Here is an 18192-nt window from a genome sequence, read left to right as displayed (position 1 = left end):
TTTATCGATGATTCCCAACTTGACTCCGCGTTTTATGATTTAGCAACACAAAACTGGAAATTTATTGGGAATCATTTTTTAACAGCCAAAAGTTTAAACAACTCCGAAATAAATATATCAATAAGCTAAATAATTCTGAACAAGAATGAGTAAAAGAAAAAAACTCGTCACCAGATTAAAAGAAAAATATAAGCTGGTTGTTTTAAATGATACCACTTTTGAAGAAAAAATATCATTTAAAGCATCTTTATGGTACCTGATTATTGGTACAGCCGCTTTTTCCATGGCGATGATTTTTTTTACTGTTCTGGTAATAAAAGTAACACCTTTAAAGGAATATTTAATAGGAGTTTCTGATGTAAATTCAAAAAGAGATATTATAGACGCCCATTTGAAAGTAGATTCTTTAGAACAATTAGCCACGGCCAACGCACTTTATCTGGATAATCTAAAAAAAGTTATATCCGGAAATCTGGATTCAGATATCCAAAAAAAGAGCGGGGATACCCTGGAAAGAACCCTGTTGAATACTAAAATTTCTAAAGAAGAGCAAGAGCTGAGAAAGTTGATTGAATCGGAAAGCCAGTTTGACCTTAGCGAAGCCAATTTAGATAAAGAAAAAAAAGGAAGCGCATCCTTTGCCTTCTTTAGTCCTATAAAAGGAAGAGTAACGGAAAGTTTTGACCAGAATATAAGGCATTTTGGAGTAGATATAGCCGCAAGAAAAAACGAAAACATCAAAGCTGTTTTAGATGGTACAGTGGTTTTTTCTTCATTTACGCCCGAAACAGGGAACGTGATAGCTATACAACATAGAGATAACCTGTTGTCTTTTTATAAACATTGTTCGGCATTGTTAAAGAAAACAGGGACCTTTGTAAGAGCAGGAGAGGTTATTGCAGTGGTAGGCAATACAGGGGAATATACAACCGGGCCCCATTTGCATTTTGAATTATGGATAAACGGGAATGCAGTAAACCCGGAAAACTATATAACTTTTTAAGGCATGTTTCAGAAAAAAAATCAGCAGGAAGGATTAAAACAGGCAACCATAAATATACTAGGTGCGGGCACCCAAATTAATGGAGATCTGCTTACAGCAGGAGACATACGTATTGATGGGAAAATTGCGGGTAATGTATCCTCAGATGCCAAAGTAGTTTTGGGCGAGACAGGAGAAGTAACCGGTAATATAGTTTCGCAATCTGCGGAAATAGCGGGTACAATTAATGGTGATGTTATCATTAAAGAAAACCTGTTTATTAAGGCCACAGCAAAAGTAAATGGAAACATTTCATCAGATAAACTGGTTATTGAAAATGGAGCCGATTTTAATGGTTTTTGCAAAATGGGAAGCGAAGAAGATAAACAACCTAAATTTTTGATGCATGGAACCAAATGAAGAAAATAAACCCAAAGACAAAAAAAAGCAGTTGCTTGATTCTGCAAATAGCTATGTTAAATATTCGGCATTAGCTTTTCAGATGATAGGTATTATTGGCTTTTTTGCTTTCGTAGGATATAAAATAGATCAATCCAGAGGGCACCAGACTTTAATTGTCACAGCATTGTTAAGTCTTGTAGGCGTTGCCACATCACTTTATACCGTTATCAAAAGTTTAAAATCCTGATTTATATCAGTCATCCGTAGGAGCTTTATCTTTCACTATTCTGGTTGCTTCAGCAGGAGCTGATTTTTCATAACAGCAGAAGTCCGTATGCAACCAAATTAAATCCATTTATTCAGCTTAACCTCCCTTAAATTATCTCTCGCATACCTTTGGAAATTATAACATCCATAAATTGAGATTTGTGTAAAATCTGATGAAAATATTCATTATCTTTGCCGCCTGAAATATAAAGAGTCCAATCAGGGGTAAAGTTTTGAGTTTGAATAAGTTCTTCCTTTATTTTGCAGCTTATACATTGTTTTTAATAACAATAAGCTGGTTCCTGAAAGATGTTTTAGGATTGAACGAGTATTTCATTCCCAAATATTGGGTGATATTTGGTTTTATGGCGGGAATTAGTGTGGTGGTTTATCTGGTTTCGTGGTACGGGATTAGAAATGGAGGAGAGGGACAGGTCTTAATGACCATGGGGGGGATTGTTATCAGATTATTAATGAGTATGTTACTGGCGCTTTTTTACATCAATAAGTTTAAAGTAGACCCTATAATTTTTGTAGTAAATTTTTTTTCTGCTTATTTCTTATTTACGGTCTTTGAAATCTATTGTTTGTTAATTAACTTGCGCCACCAAATTAAAAAGTAAAAAACACGGAATCAATGGATTTAAGCCACATTTCAAATCACAAAAAATTCAGACTAAAGGCAGTTTTTGCTCTTTTCTTAGCTTTTTTGTCATTTAAGACCTTTGCTTTTCAAGAGCAAGACACTATTTCAGAAGCACAAGATACAGTACAAAATGTGGCGGCTGTTGCAGGGCATGAAGCACACGAGGCCGCGGAAGAGAAGTTTGACCCTACAGTTACTATTCTTGAGCATATTAGCGACGCACATAGCTGGCATTTATGGGGGCATACCTCCTTACCTTTGCCGGTAATATTATATACAGATAAAGGATTTGAGGTTTTCTCATCATCAAATCTGATGGACGAGCATCATCATGCTGTAGCCTATCAGGGAAAATATTATACTTACCTTAATCAAAACGAACACATTAAAGTAATAGGAGAAGACGGACAGGTAGATGAAGCCGCTTCTGCAAAAGTATTAGACTTTTCTATAACCAAAAACGTAGCAGGTATGCTGATAGCAGTTCTGTTAATATTAGTGGTATTCCTTTCAGTAGCCGGTTCATATAAGAAAAGAGTTGGTAAAGCTCCAAAAGGATTGCAGTCCTGGTTAGAGCCTATTATCTTATTTGTAAGAGATGATATAGCCCGTCCTAACATTGGTTATAAATACGAGAAATTTATGCCCCTGTTACTAACTATCTTCTTCTTTATCTGGTTCAATAACCTGCTAGGTTTGATTCCTATTTTCCCGGGAAGTGCCAACGTAACCGGAAATATTGCAGTTACTTTAGTTTTAGCAGGTATTGTATTGGTAGTTGTAAATATCAATGGAAATAAATATTACTGGAGCCATATCTTTAAACCAGATGTGCCATTTTGGTTGTTGCCAATTATGTGGGCAGTAGAGATTATCGGTATTTTTTCAAAGCCGTTTGCATTAATGGTACGTCTTTTTGCTAACATTACAGCAGGACACATTATTATCTTAAGCTTAGTCTCTTTAATATTTATCTTTAAAACAGTAGCAATTGCTCCGGTATCTGTAGCGTTTGTGTTGTTTATGTCGGTGTTAGAGTTGTTGGTGGCATTTTTACAAGCCTTCATCTTTACCATGTTAGCAGCTTTATTTATTGGTACAGCTGTAGAAGAGCATCATCATTAATTAGAAACTTTTTGTTTAAATATATATATAATAAATTAAAACAGTTATGGTAGGTTCAATCGCTGCAATTGGTGCAGGTTTAGCAGTAATCGGTGCTGGTATAGGTATCGGAAATGTTGGTAGCAAAGCAATGGAAGGTATTGCTCGTCAACCAGAGGCTGCTTCAAAAATTCAAACTGCTATGATTATCGCTGCAGCTCTTATCGAGGGTGTTGCGTTATTCGGTGTGGTAGTTGCTCTTTTAGGAAACAATCCTGCATAAGCAACAGAAGAACTTAAGTCGGGAATGGTGCGATTGGCCCATTCTCCGACTTTGTTAAGTGAAACTTTAATTACATTATCATATAAAAATTTATGGAATTAATAACTCCGAGTATAGGTTTAGTTTTTTGGACACTTGTTTCCTTCTTGTTATTATTAATTATATTAAGAAAAGCAGCATGGAAACCAGTTCTTTCAGCAATTAAAGAACGTGAGAGCTCTATAGAAGATGCTTTAAACAAAGCCGAACTGGCAAAACAGGAAATGGCCCGTTTATCTAACGAGAACGAAGCTTTGTTAAAAGAAGCAAGAGCAGAGCGTGACGAAATTCTTAAAGAAGCCAAAGAGCTAAAAGATAAAATCGTTAACGAAGCTAAAACACAAGCTCAGGTTGAAGGTGCTAAATTAATTGAAGCAGCTAAGATAGAAATCAACAACCAGAAGTTAGCAGCACTTGCCGAGGTTAAATCTCAGGTGGCAAACCTATCATTGGAAATTGCAGAGAAAGTTCTTCGTCAAGAGTTTTCAGATAAAGCCAAACAAGAACAAGTTGTTGAAGGTTTGTTAAAAGATATTAAATTAAACTAGTTTAAAGTACAGGGTTGAAAGTGAAAAGTAGCAGGCAAAAACAGCCTTTGAGCTTCTAACTTTTAACTTTAAACTTTTGAGAATATGTCAGAAATTAAAGTAGCATCAAGATACGCAAAGTCACTTTTAGACCTGGCTATCGAAAAAAAGATAGAAAAAGGAGTGAAAGATGATATGCAGCTTTTTGTAGATACACTTCGCGCCAATAGTGAATTCGCTTCTGTGGTTAAAAACCCTATTATCACCTTAGATAAAAAAAGAAGTATATTAAGAGCTCTTTTCGAAGGAAAAATGCAAAATGAAACATTAGCATTTTTTGATATTATGGTAAACAAAGGAAGAGCAGATGTATTACCAGGTGCTGCAAAAGAGTTTATTAACCAGTATAATATCCATAACAATATTAATACGGTAAAAGTAGTAACAGCTATACCGTTAACAGAAGCATCTAAAATAGACATCATTAACAAAGTGAAAGCTATTATAGGAGGCGAGGTAATATTGAATACCAGTGTTGATGAAAACTTAATAGGCGGGCTTGTATTAACTATTGGCGACAGACAATTTGATGCAAGTATTTCTAACAAGTTGAACCAGCTGAAACAGGCATTTTCATAACAAAGAGTTATTGTAATAATAGATTAAATAAAAAAGCTAAATAAATAAAAATGGTAGAGGTAAGACCAGATGAAGTTTCGGCGATTCTACGTCAGCAATTGTCGGGATTTAAGTCAGAAACAGAATTAGAAGAGGTAGGTACCGTACTTCAGGTAGGTGACGGTATTGCTCGTGTTTATGGTTTAACCAAAGTACAAGCTGGAGAACTAGTTGAATTTGAAACTGGTTTACAAGGTATAGTACTGAATCTTGAAGAAGATAACGTTGGGGTTGTATTGTTGGGACCTTCTGATGAGATTAAAGAAGGTGATACTATAAAACGTACTAACAGAATTGCATCTATAAAAGTAGGTGAAGGCATGTTAGGTCGTGTTGTTAATACATTAGGTCAGCCAATAGACGGTAAAGGACCTATCGCTGGTGAAACTTATGAAATGCCGTTAGAGCGTAAAGCTCCGGGTGTTATCTACCGTCAGCCAGTAACCGAGCCTCTACAAACAGGTATCAAAGCTATCGACGCAATGATTCCAATTGGTCGTGGTCAGCGTGAGTTGGTTATCGGTGACCGTCAAACAGGTAAATCTGCCGTTTGTATCGATACTATCATCAACCAGAAAGAATTTTATGATGCAGGACAACCTGTATTCTGTATATATGTTGCAGTAGGTCAAAAAGCAAGTACAGTAGCTAACGTTGTTAAAACTTTAGAAGAAAACGGTGCTATGGCTTATACAGTAGTAGTTTCCGCTACAGCTGCAGATCCTGCTCCAATGCAATTCTACGCTCCGTTTGCAGGTGCTGCAATTGGTGAGTATTTCCGTGATACAGGTAGACCAGCTTTGATTATCTATGACGATTTATCTAAACAAGCTGTAGCTTACCGTGAGGTATCATTGTTGTTAAAACGTCCTCCAGGTCGTGAGGCTTATCCGGGAGACGTATTCTACCTACACAGCCGTTTATTAGAAAGAGCAGCTAAAGTTAACTCGAACGACTCTATCGCTCAACAAATGAACGACTTGCCAGCATCTATCAAGCATCTGGTAAAAGGAGGTGGTTCTTTAACAGCTCTTCCTATCATTGAAACACAAGCAGGTGACGTTTCTGCGTATATCCCAACCAACGTAATCTCTATTACAGACGGTCAGATATTCTTAGAATCTAACTTATTTAACGCGGGTATTCGTCCAGCTATCAACGTAGGTATTTCTGTATCACGTGTAGGTGGTAATGCTCAAATTAAATCAATGAAGAAAGTTGCTGGTACTTTAAAATTAGACCAGGCACAATACCGTGAGCTAGAGGCGTTCTCTAAATTTGGTTCAGACTTAGATGCTTCTACTAAATTAGTATTAGATAAAGGTGCGCGTAACGTACAAATCTTAAAGCAAGGCCAATTCTCTCCGGTTTCTGTAGAGAAACAAGTTGCTATTATTTACGCAGGTACTAAAAATTTAATGAGAAATGTTCCTGTAGATAAAATCAACCAATTCGAAGATGAATTTGTTACTCAATTAGAGCAACGTCATCCAGAAGTATTGGCAGCATTAAAAGCTGGTAAATTTGATGATAGCTTAACAGGAGTTCTGGAAACAGTAGCTAAAGAAATTTCGGCAAAATATTAATAGAGTTGAAAGTTAAAGGTATAGCGTTTAAAGCTTTTTACCTTTAACTTTTAACTTTCTACTATATAAAAATGGCAAATTTAAAAGAAGTTAGAATAAGAATTGCATCGGTATCTTCCACACAACAGATTACCAAAGCAATGAAAATGGTATCTGCGGCTAAATTGAAGAGGGCAACAAATGCCATCATTCAATTGCGTCCGTATGCCAACAAACTAAAAGAGATTTTAAAAAATCTTTCTGCTTCTTTAGAAGATGGTGTTTCTGTATATACTCAAGAACGTGAAGTAAAGAATGTGCTGTTGGTTGTAGTTACTTCTAACAGAGGTTTAGCAGGTGCTTTTAACACAAACGTGTTAAAAGCCACTAATAACCTTATTTCTGAAAAATACGATGCTTATAAACAAAGCGGTAATCTTCATATTATAGCAATAGGTAAGAAAGCTCAGGATTATTACGAAAAACGTGATTATAATGTAATAGGTAATAATAATGATCTTTACACTAACCTTAACTTTGACAATGTTTCTGTTATTACAGAATCTATTATGCAAGGTTTTGTAGAAGGTAAATACGATAGCGTAGAAGTGGTTTACAACCAGTTTAAAAACGCAGCTGTACAATTTTTAACAGTAGAGCAGTTATTGCCTGTACCCAAAGCAGAAAAGGTAGAAGAAGACAATACTTCTACTGGTGTAGAGTACATTTTAGAGCCATCTAAAGAAGAAATAGTTGAAAATCTGATACCTAAAAACATCAAATTACAACTGTATAAAGCCGTCCTTGATTCACATGCCTCAGAACATGGTGCGCGTATGACAGCGATGGATAAAGCTACCGACAACGCAGGAGAATTATTGAAAGCTTTAAAACTTTCGTATAACCAGGCCCGTCAGGCAGCAATTACAACAGAATTATCAGAAATTGTTAGTGGTGCAGCAGCATTGTCTAACGGATAATACGAGTTTTATATAATAAAAGAGGCTAGCTAAACCTAAAAGAACACGGTCATTTCGATTCGTTCAGGATGACAATAACTTTTTTAGATAGCCTCTTTTCATCTAACCTTCCCCTATTTTTTACGGATATATTTTAAGACCTTATTCTGCAGCTCTTCCGGTAGAAAAGGCTTCACCACAATATCATCCATTTCAGCGCTCTTAAGTTCATATTCTACATCAGCAGGCAGGTTTGCAGTTAAAGCAATAATAGGAAGTTTTACCCCCATCTTTCTCATGTGTTTGGTCGCTTCATAGCCATCCATTACAGGCATGTGCAAATCCATCAATATTAACTGATGCTTATCAACATCCAATTTCTCTAAGCTTTCTTTACCATTTGTAGCTACGTCTATTATGGCACCCCATTTTTCCAGAAAAGCCTTGGCTATATATACATTCATAATATTATCCTCAACCAGTAATACGTGAACACCTTCCAGATCCTGTTGTTTATCAAATATATTTTGAGTTGCGGACAAGCTCTTTTCAGAGACTGCAGCTTTTTCAAAAGTCTGGGTAAAGAAAAAGGTAGACCCTTTGTTTTCTTCACTGTCCAGGCCCAGTTCAGCATGTTGCAATTCGAGTATTCTTTTGCATATAGCTAAGCCCAATCCCGTTCCTCCAAAACTTCTGGATGTAGAGGAATCTGCCTGCGTAAACCTGTCAAATATTATATCTTGCTTTTCCCTGGAAATACCAATTCCAGAGTCTTTAACATAGAAATATAAAGTCTGGGTATTCTTATTCGTGTTTTTAACTTCAATGCCCAGTTCTACAAAGCCTTTTTGAGTGAATTTTAAAGCATTATGAAGCAAGTTACTAAGTACCTGATGCAGTCTTGTAGGATCTCCCTTTAGATGAAGGCTTAGCGCTTTATCTAAAGAAAGGCGGAGATCTATTCCTTTGTCATCAGCAAATGAGCCTTGAGCACTCATTAGGTTATGTGCAAGTTTGGCAATATCCATTTCAATATTCTCAAAAGAGATCTTCCCGGCCTCTATCTTGCTGTAGTCGAGGATATCATTAACGATGGCGAGTAGATTATTTGCCGAAAATAGCATCACGTCAAGTTGTTCTTTCTGATCTTTACGGGGATTGTTTTTTAGTAAGAGATGAGTTACCCCTATGACCGAGTTTAAAGGCGTACGGATTTCGTGACTCATTGTACTTAAAAACTCGCTTTTGGCAATTAATCCCGTTTCGGCTTCTCTTTTTGCACTTTTTAAGACAAAAGATACCCTGTGCGAAAGGGCAAGCGACTGTAAAAAGAATATGCTGATATAACCGAAGAAACTGAGAACCTGATAATGGTCAATAATTCTCCAGTAACGTAAAATGGTCAGAGAAAAAATTAATAATAAAACTAAAGTACTACTTATGGTATAAATAGATCCGGGTCTTTTTCTTTTATAGGCTAATAAGTAAACGTAAGGGGTATAAGTGAGGCAAAACACAGACACAATTAAAAATGGAGTAATTAATTGTGTGAAAATAAATGGCGACAGAAACACCGAAGCCAAAGAAAAAGAAATGCAGACAGCAACAACCGTACGAACGATGTACTTGTTAACATCAAGAGGGAAAAGAAATCTGTTATATAACGTAAATAACCCAATGCTTAAAAAAAGGCTGAGATATTCCAGACGAATAGCCAGAAACCAGCTCAAATCCGGGAATAAAGAATGTAGCGGATAGCTTTCAGTCCCTATTATCCTATAGCTATATAGAATAGAAAAAAGCGCAAAAAAGAGTATCGCATGATCCCTTCTCCCCACTAAAAACAAAGCAAGGAAGAAAAGTCCCCCCATAATAAGACATCCGGTTAAGGTAAGGAGAATGGCATCGTTTCTACTTTTTTTTAGTTCTATATGGTCGGTCAGGCCTATGAGTAGTGGGTCCATGGTGCCCCCTTTGCTATGTGTGTAATTAGCTACCTGTAAGGTCAGAAGCAGGGTGTCTTTAGTGGATGTCAGATCAACAAGCTTGGTTTGAAAGTGCGGTACAAAGCCTGCCGGAGAGCGGGTAACTTCTCCACTTTTAGCTACTAAGTGGTTATTGATGAAAAGTTTATACGAAGAATATGTTGGTGGAACAAGAATAGTATAAGCGGCACTATCGTTAGGCAAAAGAAGTCTGACCATGTAAGTAGCGTACCCAAAACTGGGAAATGTCCTGTCCTTGATTTTAAAACTGGTCCATCTTAACGGAAAATCTACTAAATAACCTCCTGAAGGAAAGGAATCAACCGAATCAACGAGCTTGTTCCAGTAAAAAAGCCATTGCCCTTTTATTTTAAGGTTGTTGGAAAAATCCTCTTTACGTAAATCAAGAATTCCCTTTTGAGCATATACCTCAGAGTCATTGTATGAAAAAGCGGAGGTGAATGAACAGCAGAAGAATAAAATAAGAAACCAAGGGCCTAGCTTTTTAAGCATTATCTTTATAAAATCTTTAGGATTTTATAAAGATAGTTCTTTTAAGAAAAATATTATTTACAATTTTCCCGCTTTTTACTAAGCCTATTTCTTCTTTTTAGGGACTTTTAACCCCTCTGCCCGGGCCTCTGATATCCCAATTGCAATAGCCTGCTTCCTGTCCGTTACCTTGCTCCCGGAGCCTGATTTTAGCTTACCTTCTTTAAACTCTTCCATAACCCCGGCAATTTTTTCCTGTGCTTTTTTTGAGTACTTTTTCATAAGCGTATAGTTTATGATGATGAATAAAACAATAAGCAGGTGCTAATAAGATAGTCGCTAAAACCTTGCCATTCTTATTTAGAATAGAGCTAAGCAAAAGCAAAACTTACAGTTTTTTGTTTGATTAAACAGCTTTACAGACATAGAACATCTATACCAGGTTACCATACAAAAAGGATGGTACAAAGTAGCAGAGGTATACAATTGAAGGCGTAGAGTGGTTTCTAGCCAAGGTCTTCCCATACTCCAACAGGAGTTTCAATCTTTTGGACAAGAGGCTCTTTAGGTTCGGGAACAAAAGTTACCAATTGACCATCTTTTAAGTAAATGGCATGTGTAAGGGTGGCGTCAATATATTGCCTGTCCAGAATATCGGTATGGTCAGAGCCTGATTTAAACGATACTTTTCTGATGATTAAGGTTAACCTGTTGTTATCCAATGGGAGGTTAAAGGTGTATTCTTTCTCCAGGTCTTCCCCGTGACGCTGGTTTATTAACAGGATACTTCCTCCAGATGAAACCTTATTGACAATATCGAAGGAAAACATAAACAACCTGACCTCTGCAGCCGTAGTATTGGGATGGGTTTTGGTAAAAGCGACATCGTATTTAAATGGAGGAATATAGAAGCTTAATCCCTTGTTGGGGTCAATACTCGTAGTTATTAAAGCCCTGAAAACATTGGTAGCTGTATTTTTAGTATTTAACTGAAAGCCTTCCAGTTTCTTAAAATCGCCATCCCATAATTTACGATTACCGGTTTGTTCTACTGGTGCAGTTCTTATAATTTCCAGTATCAACCTCCTCAGCCGGTTCAGTTTTTTAGGATCCCAATGAAGCGACATTACCTGTTGAAACCGTTTGTATAGTAAAGAAAATACCCTGTTGGCTTCAGCAAACTCGTTGTTAGCCTTGATGCTGTTTGGAGATAGCGAATAAGGAGCAGTAGGTTTTTTGCCTTTTTTATCTTTCATTTTTATTTTAAGGTATTATTGGTTAAATTGGTTTTCCTAATGAATATAGGGATTATTTCCCTGAAAATCACTACCTAAAGTCCATCAAAGTCCGCTAAAGTCTGTGAAAGTTCGCAAAACTCCGTTTATGTTATATACTTGGTTCGACCCTGTGCCATAATTGGCTCGCCCCTGACCCTATACTTGTTCGATAGTTCTTCGGGAAATGCCTTCAAAAATCGCTTTTTTGCCGAATACTTCCCGAAGAACACCCAAAGAATCTCGAAGGAAGATGCTGTTAATGTCGAGTTTGTCTCGAATCTGTCTCGGGTGTGTCTGGTAGAAAAAGCGTTAATGAAAATAGGCTCGGTCTCCTGCAGGCGGTAATAACATTGAATCAAAGAAAGACGAATATTTCGGACAGAGTCCTGGGTTTTCAAAAAGCATTTAAGTCATGCGTTGGAAGACTCAAGGGGATTGGTTCGGGAACGATATGATAACGCTATCGCGTTTTTTAGATAGAAGTTGGTTTTCCCGAAGCGGTCTCGAAGCAAGTTGGTGTAAGGGAATTTGAGTTTCAAGATATTTTTGTAGTTACACTGTGGTAACCCGAGGCCAATAACGAAGGCTCTTTAGTGCTATCGATATAGAATCGAGTAAACCTCAATTCTAAATAACATTGAAACGCCAGGATAATGATAAATATTATTTTAATAAAACTGTTGATTAGTATCTGACGGGGGGGGATAATAAGATATAGTTAATAAAATATGGGGTCTGTTAAAGTAAAATGTTTAAATAGTTGTTTTATTATGGAGATTATTTCTTGTGGGCTTTTGTTTGAGTTTTCTTATTTATTTATGGGTAAATAATTTATATAATGTTTAGTGATTTTGTTTTGTTGGTTATTAAGTGCGTATTTTTGTATTGAATCATTCTTGTTTAATATGAAAAAACTTTTACCATTTGTAATTCTCCTTTACGTTAATCAACTTTTTGCACAGACACAAACCAGGGACAATGCAGGCTTGCAAGGAAGCGAAGGAGCTATGTCTGGGTTTTTTGAAACTTCGCAGCCATTGAATTACCCTGTTGATGATTCCAATTGGTGGCATTTGTTAGATGTAAGGCATAGCAATACTTCTAACAATTTTGCCATGCAATTTGCTGGTAGCTTTTTCAATCAGGATTTGTATTTCAGAAAAACTCAAAATAGTCCGAACACCCTTTGGTCAAAAGTTATGCTGGAAAGGAATGGGGTGATACGATGGGGTAACCAAACTAGTTATATATGGTCGGGGCAAGATTCCGCCGGTGGATATATAGAACAGGCTGGAGTAAATCCTGTATTGAGAATGCAATCTCAGAAACAAATTGATGTACAGGAATATTCTCAATTTTTTATAGACCCAATTCATGGTTTTTCTTTTATGGCAACGGCCGGTAGTAACGGTAATGTTGGGATAGGAACGCGAAATCCGGATGAGAAACTGACGGTTAACGGAAAGATACATGCCAAAGAAATTAAGGTGGATATCAATATACCGGTTCCCGATTATGTATTCAGTAAAGACTATAAACTTGCCAGTTTATATGAAGTGAAAGAATTTGTAGATAAGAACAATCATCTGCCTGAAATTCCCTCAGGAAAAGAAATAGAAAAAAATGGGATTGTATTAGGGGAGCTGAATATGCTTCTGCTTAAAAAGATAGAAGAGTTAACCCTGCATATGATTCAAATGAAAGAGGAATTAGATGAACTTAAAGGTTTGAGACAATGAAAAATTATGTATTAGCTGCTTTATTGTTTTTCTCATCGGCGAAAACTTATAGTCAGGAAACTCTGCAAACCGTAACTGACAGAGGAAACTCTACTTCAAATGGAAGAGAAATACAGTTTAATTTTCCAGATGGGACAGGCTATACATTTATTGGAGGAATGGCAAATTATGCCAGAATTGGAGGCTATGGTCATAATGGAGGGAGAGACTTGATACTTAATGATGCAGGTGGGAATGTAGGTATTGGAGGAATAGCGAATGGCTATAAATTTGGGGTGTTTGGAACCAGCTTTTTTCAAGATCGATTAGTTGCAGAAAAAAATGATAGCAACCTCAGTTGGGAAAATGCAGCCATAGAAACACGTGGGACAAACCCTGGTATCGCTTTTCATTTTCCTGGCCAATATGGAGCATCTCTGTGGATGAATACAGGGGGGGATTTAGTATGGGGAGGAAGAAATATTGTTTTAAATGGAGGAGGAAAAAAAATTCAGGTACAAAATGGTGGGCTTGATTTTGCCGGAGGGGGAGACATCGCTTCTATTTATTATGATGATTCTGGAGGAAACGGAACAGGAAAAGTAAGACTGGATTTAGGCGATGACAACCTGAGCTCCCAGCAATTTGTAATAGGAGGGACCAGATATGACGGGCAAATAAATAATACGGCTTCTTTTAAGGCAAATGGGGACAGCGAATTTTATGGTAACGTTTCTATTGGAAGTAATAACTCCCACGGCTACAAGTTAGCTGTAGCGGATAAGATGATAGCAGAAGAAATTAAAGTGAAATTACAAAGTAGCTGGCCAGATTATGTCTTTGAGGAAAGCTATCATTTACCAAGTTTAAAAGAGACAGAAAAATTCATCAAAACTAATAAGCATTTGCAAGGAATACCTTCTGCAAAAGAAGTAGCACAAGATGGGCTAAATCTTGCAGATATGAATGCAAAACTTCTGCAAAAACTGGAAGAGCTAACGCTGCATATTATAGAACTGAATAAAAGAATAGAAAAATTAGAAGGCTTATGAGAAAAAATTTACTCATCTTATTGACCATTGCTTTGGGAGTGGAAGTATATGCTCAATCTGCTTTAACTATCCCGGATACGAGAAACATAGCCACAACTCCCTCGTCTTATGAAGCATCATTTGAACCGCATTTTAAAAATGGAACAGTTATCGGTTTGCCGAAAGTAGATAGCAACCCTTATTACACAATAATAGGCCTTCGAGGCTGGATTAATGATAATTCTGGAGGTAAGGCACACGAGTTGGCTTTTTCTAATAATGGAGAGATATTCTTCAGGTCAGGTTATTCACCCGATTGGGAATCATGGAAGAAGCTATTAGTGCAGGATGCCAATGGTAATGTAGGGATAGGTACTCAAAGCCCGACTAGTCCGCTTTATGTGTCAGGAGGAGAACCCATGTATTCAGGATGGAATAGAACAATGACTTTAAAGTCAGTATATCCGGTATTGACATTTAATAGTAATGATCTTAAATGGGCAGGGATAGGATATGATTTTGGTAGTCGGTTGACATTTTGGGTGGGTTCCGATTCTGACAATATAAGTTATGGGGGAAAAGCTGCTTTTAGTATCGGCAATAATGGAGAAAGTTTCCTGACTGATCATATGAACTTGAAGTCTGATAATCAGGAAATCAGGTTTTACAGAAATAGTGGGGTTTACGGTTATGTATGGAGTTCTGGGCTTGGGATGCATTTTGGTAAAGGTAATTCGGATAATAGCATTACTGTGGATAACAATGGAAATACGGGGATAGGTACTAACACACCTCAGGAAAAACTCTCCGTTAACGGCAAGATCAGAGCCAAAGAAATTAAGGTAGAAACCGCCAATTGGCCGGATTACGTATTTGATGAGAACTACCAATTACCAGACCTGAAAGAAACCGAATCGTTTATCAAAATCAATAAGCATCTGTCGGGCATACCATCGGCTAAGGAAGTGGAGGAGCATGGAGTCTCTTTGGGAGAAATGAATGCAAAGCTGTTGAAGAAGGTAGAGGAGTTGACTTTGTATGTTATTGAATTGAAAAAAGAAAATGAGTTAATAAAAGGGCAATTGCCTAAAACTATTAAATAATCATTATGAAAGGATTCATACTATTTCACCTGATTTTACTTTTAGGTATCGCAAATGCAACAGGACAGGAAACCTTGCAAACTGTTACTGATAGAGGTAATACTACCAATAATGGAATCTCGATTGATCCGGTTTTCCTGTTCAAAAGCAGAATAAAGGCTTATGGTGGTGGTCAGGGCTTTTTCGATATATACAATAATTCAAATAATTCTATTTCACTTTTACTGAAGCGATCTGATGGAGCAACTGTGTTTGATATAGATGGTCATAGTATGCGTACCTACTTTGATGGAAAAGTAGGGGTTGGGACGGCTGATCCGGAGACGAAGCTAAACGTAAATGTTGGTGCGGGAGGTTCAAATGGTACTGTTGGGTTGAGGATTGGTTCAGTTGCAAATTATCCAAGTCTGGAGTTTGGTATTGAAAATGATTACGACGGTCTGATTAAGACTTATGGAAATGACCTGAAAATTTATGCTGGATATTGGCAGTCAATAGGTGCAGCGGCAACAGAAAATCATGCTATCTATTTTCATACTAGTAAGATAGGTTCTTCTGATTGGAGCAATGCAAAAATGGTATTAAATCATAACGGTAACTTAGGTATAGGAACTACCGCACCTCAGGAAAAGCTTTCTGTTAACGGCAAGATCAGAGCCAAAGAAATTAGGGTAGAAACCGCCAACTGGCCTGGTTATGTGTTTGAAGAGGGCTACCAATTACCAGACCTGAAAGAAACCGAACATTTTATCAGAACCAATAAGCATCTGCCAAAGTTGTAGAAGAAAATGGTGTTTCTTTAGGTGAAATGAATGCCCTATTATTAAAAAAGATAGAAGAATTAACATTGCATCTCATTAGTCAGGAAAAAGAAATTCAACAATTGAAACAAAAAATAGTATCAAAATGAAACAACTTTATCTCTTTTTAGCATGCTTTTTTAGCGTTTTATTTTTGAATGCGCAGACACCGGAATTTTATTTTAATGGTGGTGCTGATGTAATCTTTAGGTACCCGCCTAGAGGCTTCGGAGGGAGAGCTTTTGTTCATGACGATGGTAATGTATTAACACTAAATTATGGTGGTGATTTTACCGGAGGAACAAGAATAGGTAACAATTTTAGTCTGGCTAATAATGGGATAGCCTATTTCTATTCCTGGTCTCCAACAGGTGCTGCCCAAGGAGATTTATATGTGGATGTTATTCCCGGGACCAGAATACTGAGAACAAGAAACTGGAACGAACAAAGTCCCAATGTTGGTGCGACTGGTTTTTTGACAGGATCAGGTTATTTTCTGGATAAAGTAGGAATAGGTACTCAAAACCCAACGGAAACATTATCAGTTAACGGCAAGATCAGAGCCAAAGAGATTAAAGTGGAAACCGCTAACTGGCCGGATTACGTATTTGATGAGAGCGACCAATTACCTGATTTAAGAGAAACAGAACTTCATTAAGATAAATAAGCATTTACCTGGGATACCATCGGCTAAGGAAGTGGAGGAGCATGGAGTCTCTTTGGGGGAAATGAATGCGAAACTGTTAAAGAAGATAGAGGAGTTGACGCTGCATTTAATAGCAAAAGATAAGCAATATAATCAGCAAAAACAGCAATTGGAAAAGCAGGCTGCAGAACTCATGGATATCAAACAAATGCTGCTATTAAATAAAAAGTAATCAAAGTAGAAATTATATGAAAAAATATACTTGTATCTTATTTTCGGGCTTACTGATGTTGATCTTTATAACTACTAATGCACAAAATACAGCTATTACTGTAGGTGGGGATATAGATAAGTTTTACCCGGTATTGTTTAAAGATAACAACTGGAATTATAATAAAGCCACGGTATTAGAAATAGGAAGGTCGAATGTACATTATAATAGTTCCTGGCGAGGTTCCCTGATTGCAAAATTTGCATTTCATGTTTCCCAATACGGACATGGTTCTACCTTTATTGATACTGATATTAAAAGTAGTGTCGATTTTATTGCCGGTTGGGAAGATGCTACCGGTCAAAACGCATCTTTAAATATTATTATTTGGCTAAAGGGAGGAGAAATAACTTATTATTTAAATTGTAGTGCTCAGTTGGAGTATGAAGTTCACGATGGAATTAGTTTTCCGGTCCCCTATCAGGAGGAGAATGGCCCTTTAAGAACTTATAAAACTGAAGTAGATAGCTATGTCAATACTTATGGGATAGCTTTAACTTCTCCTGTCTATCTGAATTCGACAGCTACCAGTTTTTTTAATGGTTCTCTTGGTATAGGAACAAAGGAAATGGCAGCGGGGGAAAAACTCTCTGTTAACGGCAAGATCAGAGCCAAAGAAATTAAGGTGGAAACAGCCAACTGGCCTGATTACGTATTTGATGAGAGCTACCAATTACCAGATCTGAAAGAAACCGAACATTTTATCAAAACCAATAAGCATCTGCCGGGCATACCATCGGCTAAGGAAGTGGAGGAGCATGGAGTCTCTTTGGGAGAGATGAATGCGAAGTTGCTGAAAAAAATAGAAGAACTTACGTTGCACCTTATAGCTAAAGAAGTAAAGATGAATCAAATGGAAGTTTCGCTACAAGAGCTCTCTCTTAAAATTGATGAATTAAAAGCTAAACCATGAAAAATAAAATGAACAGATTAATATTTGTGTTTTTAATCGCCTTGTTGGGCAGCCCGATATTTTGCAATGCCCAAAAACTGATCTTTTCTTATGATGCTGCAGGTAATCAGGAAAGAAGGGAATGGATATGTGTGTCTTGCAGAGGAAACAACAGTATAACAAAGGTGTTAGCCAATATCCCAAAAGAAGATATCACGCTTTTGAAGGATAAAGAAAAAGAGATGAGCGGCGATCGGCATAAAAGTTATTTTTTGACAGCAAGCCCTAACCCGGTAAAAGAAGATCTTAAAGTACAGTGGACTACTCCCGAAGATGTTTCTGTTAAAACCATAGTTGTATTTAGCGTCAATGGCGCAAAGCTATTTGAGAATAGCCCAATTCCGGCAGAGCAATATACTAACCTTTCTTTTGTTAATATTCCCGCAGGTATATATCTTCTAGTTGCGACTTATAGTAACGGGAAAAGAGAAACCTTGAAAATTGTAAAACCTTAAACATGTACCT

At 37.1% G+C, this 18192-nt stretch carries 21 protein-coding genes; 18 read left to right on the top strand and 3 right to left on the bottom strand.

Annotation, left to right across the window (positions count from 1 at the left end; all coding sequences use genetic code 11):
* The first annotated feature begins 145 nt into the window (after positions 1-145).
* From ACFSAH_RS17615 to atpG, 10 genes are all read left to right on the top strand, one after another.
* Positions 146-1003 (top strand): M23 family metallopeptidase, encoded by an 858-nt coding sequence (locus ACFSAH_RS17615; RefSeq protein WP_379664063.1) that lies wholly within the window; start codon positions 146-148, stop codon positions 1001-1003.
* A 3-nt stretch (positions 1004-1006) separates the two neighbouring features.
* Positions 1007-1402, top strand: coding sequence for a bactofilin family protein (locus ACFSAH_RS17610; RefSeq protein ID WP_379664062.1), 396 nt, complete (start codon positions 1007-1009; stop codon positions 1400-1402).
* Complete coding sequence (locus tag ACFSAH_RS17605; RefSeq protein ID WP_379664061.1) at positions 1389-1631, top strand: AtpZ/AtpI family protein; 243 nt, start codon at positions 1389-1391, stop codon at positions 1629-1631. The genes ACFSAH_RS17610 and ACFSAH_RS17605 overlap by 14 nt, the downstream gene beginning before the upstream one ends.
* Positions 1632-1890: 259 nt before the next feature.
* Entirely contained in the window at positions 1891-2274 is a 384-nt protein-coding gene (locus ACFSAH_RS17600) for a hypothetical protein (RefSeq protein WP_379664060.1), read from the top strand.
* 14 nt (positions 2275-2288) lie between these two features.
* A complete protein-coding gene (gene atpB / locus ACFSAH_RS17595) occupies positions 2289-3422 on the top strand; it encodes a F0F1 ATP synthase subunit A (RefSeq protein ID WP_379664059.1) in 1134 nt (377 codons plus the stop codon).
* A gap of 46 nt (positions 3423-3468) precedes the next feature.
* Entirely contained in the window at positions 3469-3684 is a 216-nt protein-coding gene (gene atpE / locus ACFSAH_RS17590; protein ID WP_013633540.1) for an ATP synthase F0 subunit C, read from the top strand.
* Positions 3685-3776: 92 nt separating this feature from the next.
* Positions 3777-4271 carry a F0F1 ATP synthase subunit B gene (locus ACFSAH_RS17585; RefSeq protein ID WP_379664058.1) on the top strand — a complete coding sequence of 165 codons (495 nt, stop codon included), beginning with the start codon at positions 3777-3779 and terminating at the stop codon, positions 4269-4271.
* 84 nt (positions 4272-4355) lie between these two features.
* The gene (gene atpH / locus ACFSAH_RS17580; RefSeq protein WP_379664057.1) at positions 4356-4889 is read left to right on the top strand and encodes an ATP synthase F1 subunit delta; all 534 of its coding nucleotides are present in this window, start codon (positions 4356-4358) and stop codon (positions 4887-4889) included.
* Positions 4890-4939: 50 nt separating this feature from the next.
* A complete protein-coding gene (atpA, locus tag ACFSAH_RS17575) occupies positions 4940-6514 on the top strand; it encodes a F0F1 ATP synthase subunit alpha (protein WP_379664056.1) in 1575 nt (524 codons plus the stop codon).
* 71 nt (positions 6515-6585) lie between these two features.
* Positions 6586-7473, top strand: coding sequence for an ATP synthase F1 subunit gamma (gene atpG, locus ACFSAH_RS17570; protein ID WP_379664055.1), 888 nt, complete (start codon positions 6586-6588; stop codon positions 7471-7473).
* Positions 7474-7586: 113 nt separating this feature from the next.
* Here the strand turns inward: atpG and ACFSAH_RS17565 are convergent, their stop codons facing one another.
* The 3 genes from ACFSAH_RS17565 to ACFSAH_RS17555 all read right to left on the bottom strand — a co-directional run bounded on the left by ACFSAH_RS17565 (position 7587) and on the right by ACFSAH_RS17555 (position 11185).
* Positions 7587-9950: an ATP-binding protein gene (locus ACFSAH_RS17565; RefSeq protein ID WP_379664054.1), complete on the bottom strand. Its 2364-nt coding sequence runs from the start codon at positions 9948-9950 to the stop codon at positions 7587-7589.
* An 84-nt stretch (positions 9951-10034) separates the two neighbouring features.
* On the bottom strand, positions 10035-10211 hold the full coding sequence (locus ACFSAH_RS17560) for a DUF6496 domain-containing protein (RefSeq protein WP_379664053.1): 177 nt from the start codon (positions 10209-10211) through the stop codon (positions 10035-10037).
* 224 nt (positions 10212-10435) lie between these two features.
* Positions 10436-11185, bottom strand: a complete 750-nt coding sequence (locus ACFSAH_RS17555) for a hypothetical protein (RefSeq protein ID WP_379664052.1) — start codon at positions 11183-11185, stop codon at positions 10436-10438.
* A 926-nt stretch (positions 11186-12111) separates the two neighbouring features.
* On the opposite strand from ACFSAH_RS17555, the gene ACFSAH_RS17550 reads away from it, so the two are divergent.
* The 8 genes from ACFSAH_RS17550 to ACFSAH_RS17515 all read left to right on the top strand — a co-directional run bounded on the left by ACFSAH_RS17550 (position 12112) and on the right by ACFSAH_RS17515 (position 18182).
* Entirely contained in the window at positions 12112-12945 is an 834-nt protein-coding gene (locus ACFSAH_RS17550; protein ID WP_379664051.1) for a hypothetical protein, read from the top strand.
* Positions 12942-13976 carry a hypothetical protein gene (locus tag ACFSAH_RS17545; RefSeq protein WP_379664050.1) on the top strand — a complete coding sequence of 345 codons (1035 nt, stop codon included), beginning with the start codon at positions 12942-12944 and terminating at the stop codon, positions 13974-13976. Before ACFSAH_RS17550 ends, ACFSAH_RS17545 begins: the two co-directional genes overlap by 4 nt.
* On the top strand, positions 13973-15058 hold the full coding sequence (locus ACFSAH_RS17540) for a hypothetical protein (RefSeq protein WP_379664049.1): 1086 nt from the start codon (positions 13973-13975) through the stop codon (positions 15056-15058). The genes ACFSAH_RS17545 and ACFSAH_RS17540 overlap by 4 nt, the downstream gene beginning before the upstream one ends.
* A gap of 5 nt (positions 15059-15063) precedes the next feature.
* Positions 15064-15840 carry a hypothetical protein gene (locus ACFSAH_RS17535; RefSeq protein WP_379664048.1) on the top strand — a complete coding sequence of 259 codons (777 nt, stop codon included), beginning with the start codon at positions 15064-15066 and terminating at the stop codon, positions 15838-15840.
* Between the two features lie 124 nt (positions 15841-15964).
* Entirely contained in the window at positions 15965-16516 is a 552-nt protein-coding gene (locus tag ACFSAH_RS17530; RefSeq protein WP_379664047.1) for a hypothetical protein, read from the top strand.
* Between the two features lie 70 nt (positions 16517-16586).
* On the top strand, positions 16587-16736 hold the full coding sequence (locus ACFSAH_RS17525; protein WP_379664046.1) for a hypothetical protein: 150 nt from the start codon (positions 16587-16589) through the stop codon (positions 16734-16736).
* 16 nt (positions 16737-16752) lie between these two features.
* Positions 16753-17688, top strand: coding sequence for a hypothetical protein (locus tag ACFSAH_RS17520; RefSeq protein ID WP_379664045.1), 936 nt, complete (start codon positions 16753-16755; stop codon positions 17686-17688).
* The gene (locus ACFSAH_RS17515) at positions 17685-18182 is read left to right on the top strand and encodes a T9SS type A sorting domain-containing protein (protein WP_379664044.1); all 498 of its coding nucleotides are present in this window, start codon (positions 17685-17687) and stop codon (positions 18180-18182) included. Before ACFSAH_RS17520 ends, ACFSAH_RS17515 begins: the two co-directional genes overlap by 4 nt.
* Positions 18183-18192: the final 10 nt, after the last annotated feature.

Source organism: Pseudopedobacter beijingensis, from assembly GCF_042678145.1.
Lineage (GTDB): Bacteria > Bacteroidota > Bacteroidia > Sphingobacteriales > Sphingobacteriaceae > Pseudopedobacter > Pseudopedobacter beijingensis.
Note: the sequence above shows the minus strand (reverse complement) of the source record. Positions and strands in the feature narration are given on the sequence as shown.

Excerpts from the sequence above, each read along its gene's own strand:
- ACFSAH_RS17615 (WP_379664063.1), top strand. The coding sequence starts at position 146 with ATGAGTAAAAGAAAAAAACTCGTCACCAGATTAAAAGAAAAATATAAG.
- ACFSAH_RS17610 (WP_379664062.1), top strand. The coding sequence starts at position 1,007 with ATGTTTCAGAAAAAAAATCAGCAGGAAGGATTAAAACAGGCAACCATA.
- ACFSAH_RS17605 (WP_379664061.1), top strand. The coding sequence starts at position 1,389 with ATGGAACCAAATGAAGAAAATAAACCCAAAGACAAAAAAAAGCAGTTG.
- atpB (WP_379664059.1), top strand. The coding sequence starts at position 2,289 with ATGGATTTAAGCCACATTTCAAATCACAAAAAATTCAGACTAAAGGCA.
- atpE (WP_013633540.1), top strand. The coding sequence starts at position 3,469 with ATGGTAGGTTCAATCGCTGCAATTGGTGCAGGTTTAGCAGTAATCGGT.
- ACFSAH_RS17585 (WP_379664058.1), top strand. The coding sequence starts at position 3,777 with ATGGAATTAATAACTCCGAGTATAGGTTTAGTTTTTTGGACACTTGTT.
- atpH (WP_379664057.1), top strand. The coding sequence starts at position 4,356 with ATGTCAGAAATTAAAGTAGCATCAAGATACGCAAAGTCACTTTTAGAC.
- atpA (WP_379664056.1), top strand. The coding sequence starts at position 4,940 with ATGGTAGAGGTAAGACCAGATGAAGTTTCGGCGATTCTACGTCAGCAA.
- atpG (WP_379664055.1), top strand. The coding sequence starts at position 6,586 with ATGGCAAATTTAAAAGAAGTTAGAATAAGAATTGCATCGGTATCTTCC.
- ACFSAH_RS17565 (WP_379664054.1), bottom strand. The coding sequence starts at position 9,950 with ATGCTTAAAAAGCTAGGCCCTTGGTTTCTTATTTTATTCTTCTGCTGT.
- ACFSAH_RS17560 (WP_379664053.1), bottom strand. The coding sequence starts at position 10,211 with ATGAAAAAGTACTCAAAAAAAGCACAGGAAAAAATTGCCGGGGTTATG.
- ACFSAH_RS17555 (WP_379664052.1), bottom strand. The coding sequence starts at position 11,185 with ATGAAAGATAAAAAAGGCAAAAAACCTACTGCTCCTTATTCGCTATCT.
- ACFSAH_RS17550 (WP_379664051.1), top strand. The coding sequence starts at position 12,112 with ATGAAAAAACTTTTACCATTTGTAATTCTCCTTTACGTTAATCAACTT.
- ACFSAH_RS17545 (WP_379664050.1), top strand. The coding sequence starts at position 12,942 with ATGAAAAATTATGTATTAGCTGCTTTATTGTTTTTCTCATCGGCGAAA.
- ACFSAH_RS17540 (WP_379664049.1), top strand. The coding sequence starts at position 13,973 with ATGAGAAAAAATTTACTCATCTTATTGACCATTGCTTTGGGAGTGGAA.
- ACFSAH_RS17535 (WP_379664048.1), top strand. The coding sequence starts at position 15,064 with ATGAAAGGATTCATACTATTTCACCTGATTTTACTTTTAGGTATCGCA.
- ACFSAH_RS17530 (WP_379664047.1), top strand. The coding sequence starts at position 15,965 with ATGAAACAACTTTATCTCTTTTTAGCATGCTTTTTTAGCGTTTTATTT.
- ACFSAH_RS17525 (WP_379664046.1), top strand. The coding sequence starts at position 16,587 with ATGAATGCGAAACTGTTAAAGAAGATAGAGGAGTTGACGCTGCATTTA.
- ACFSAH_RS17520 (WP_379664045.1), top strand. The coding sequence starts at position 16,753 with ATGAAAAAATATACTTGTATCTTATTTTCGGGCTTACTGATGTTGATC.
- ACFSAH_RS17515 (WP_379664044.1), top strand. The coding sequence starts at position 17,685 with ATGAAAAATAAAATGAACAGATTAATATTTGTGTTTTTAATCGCCTTG.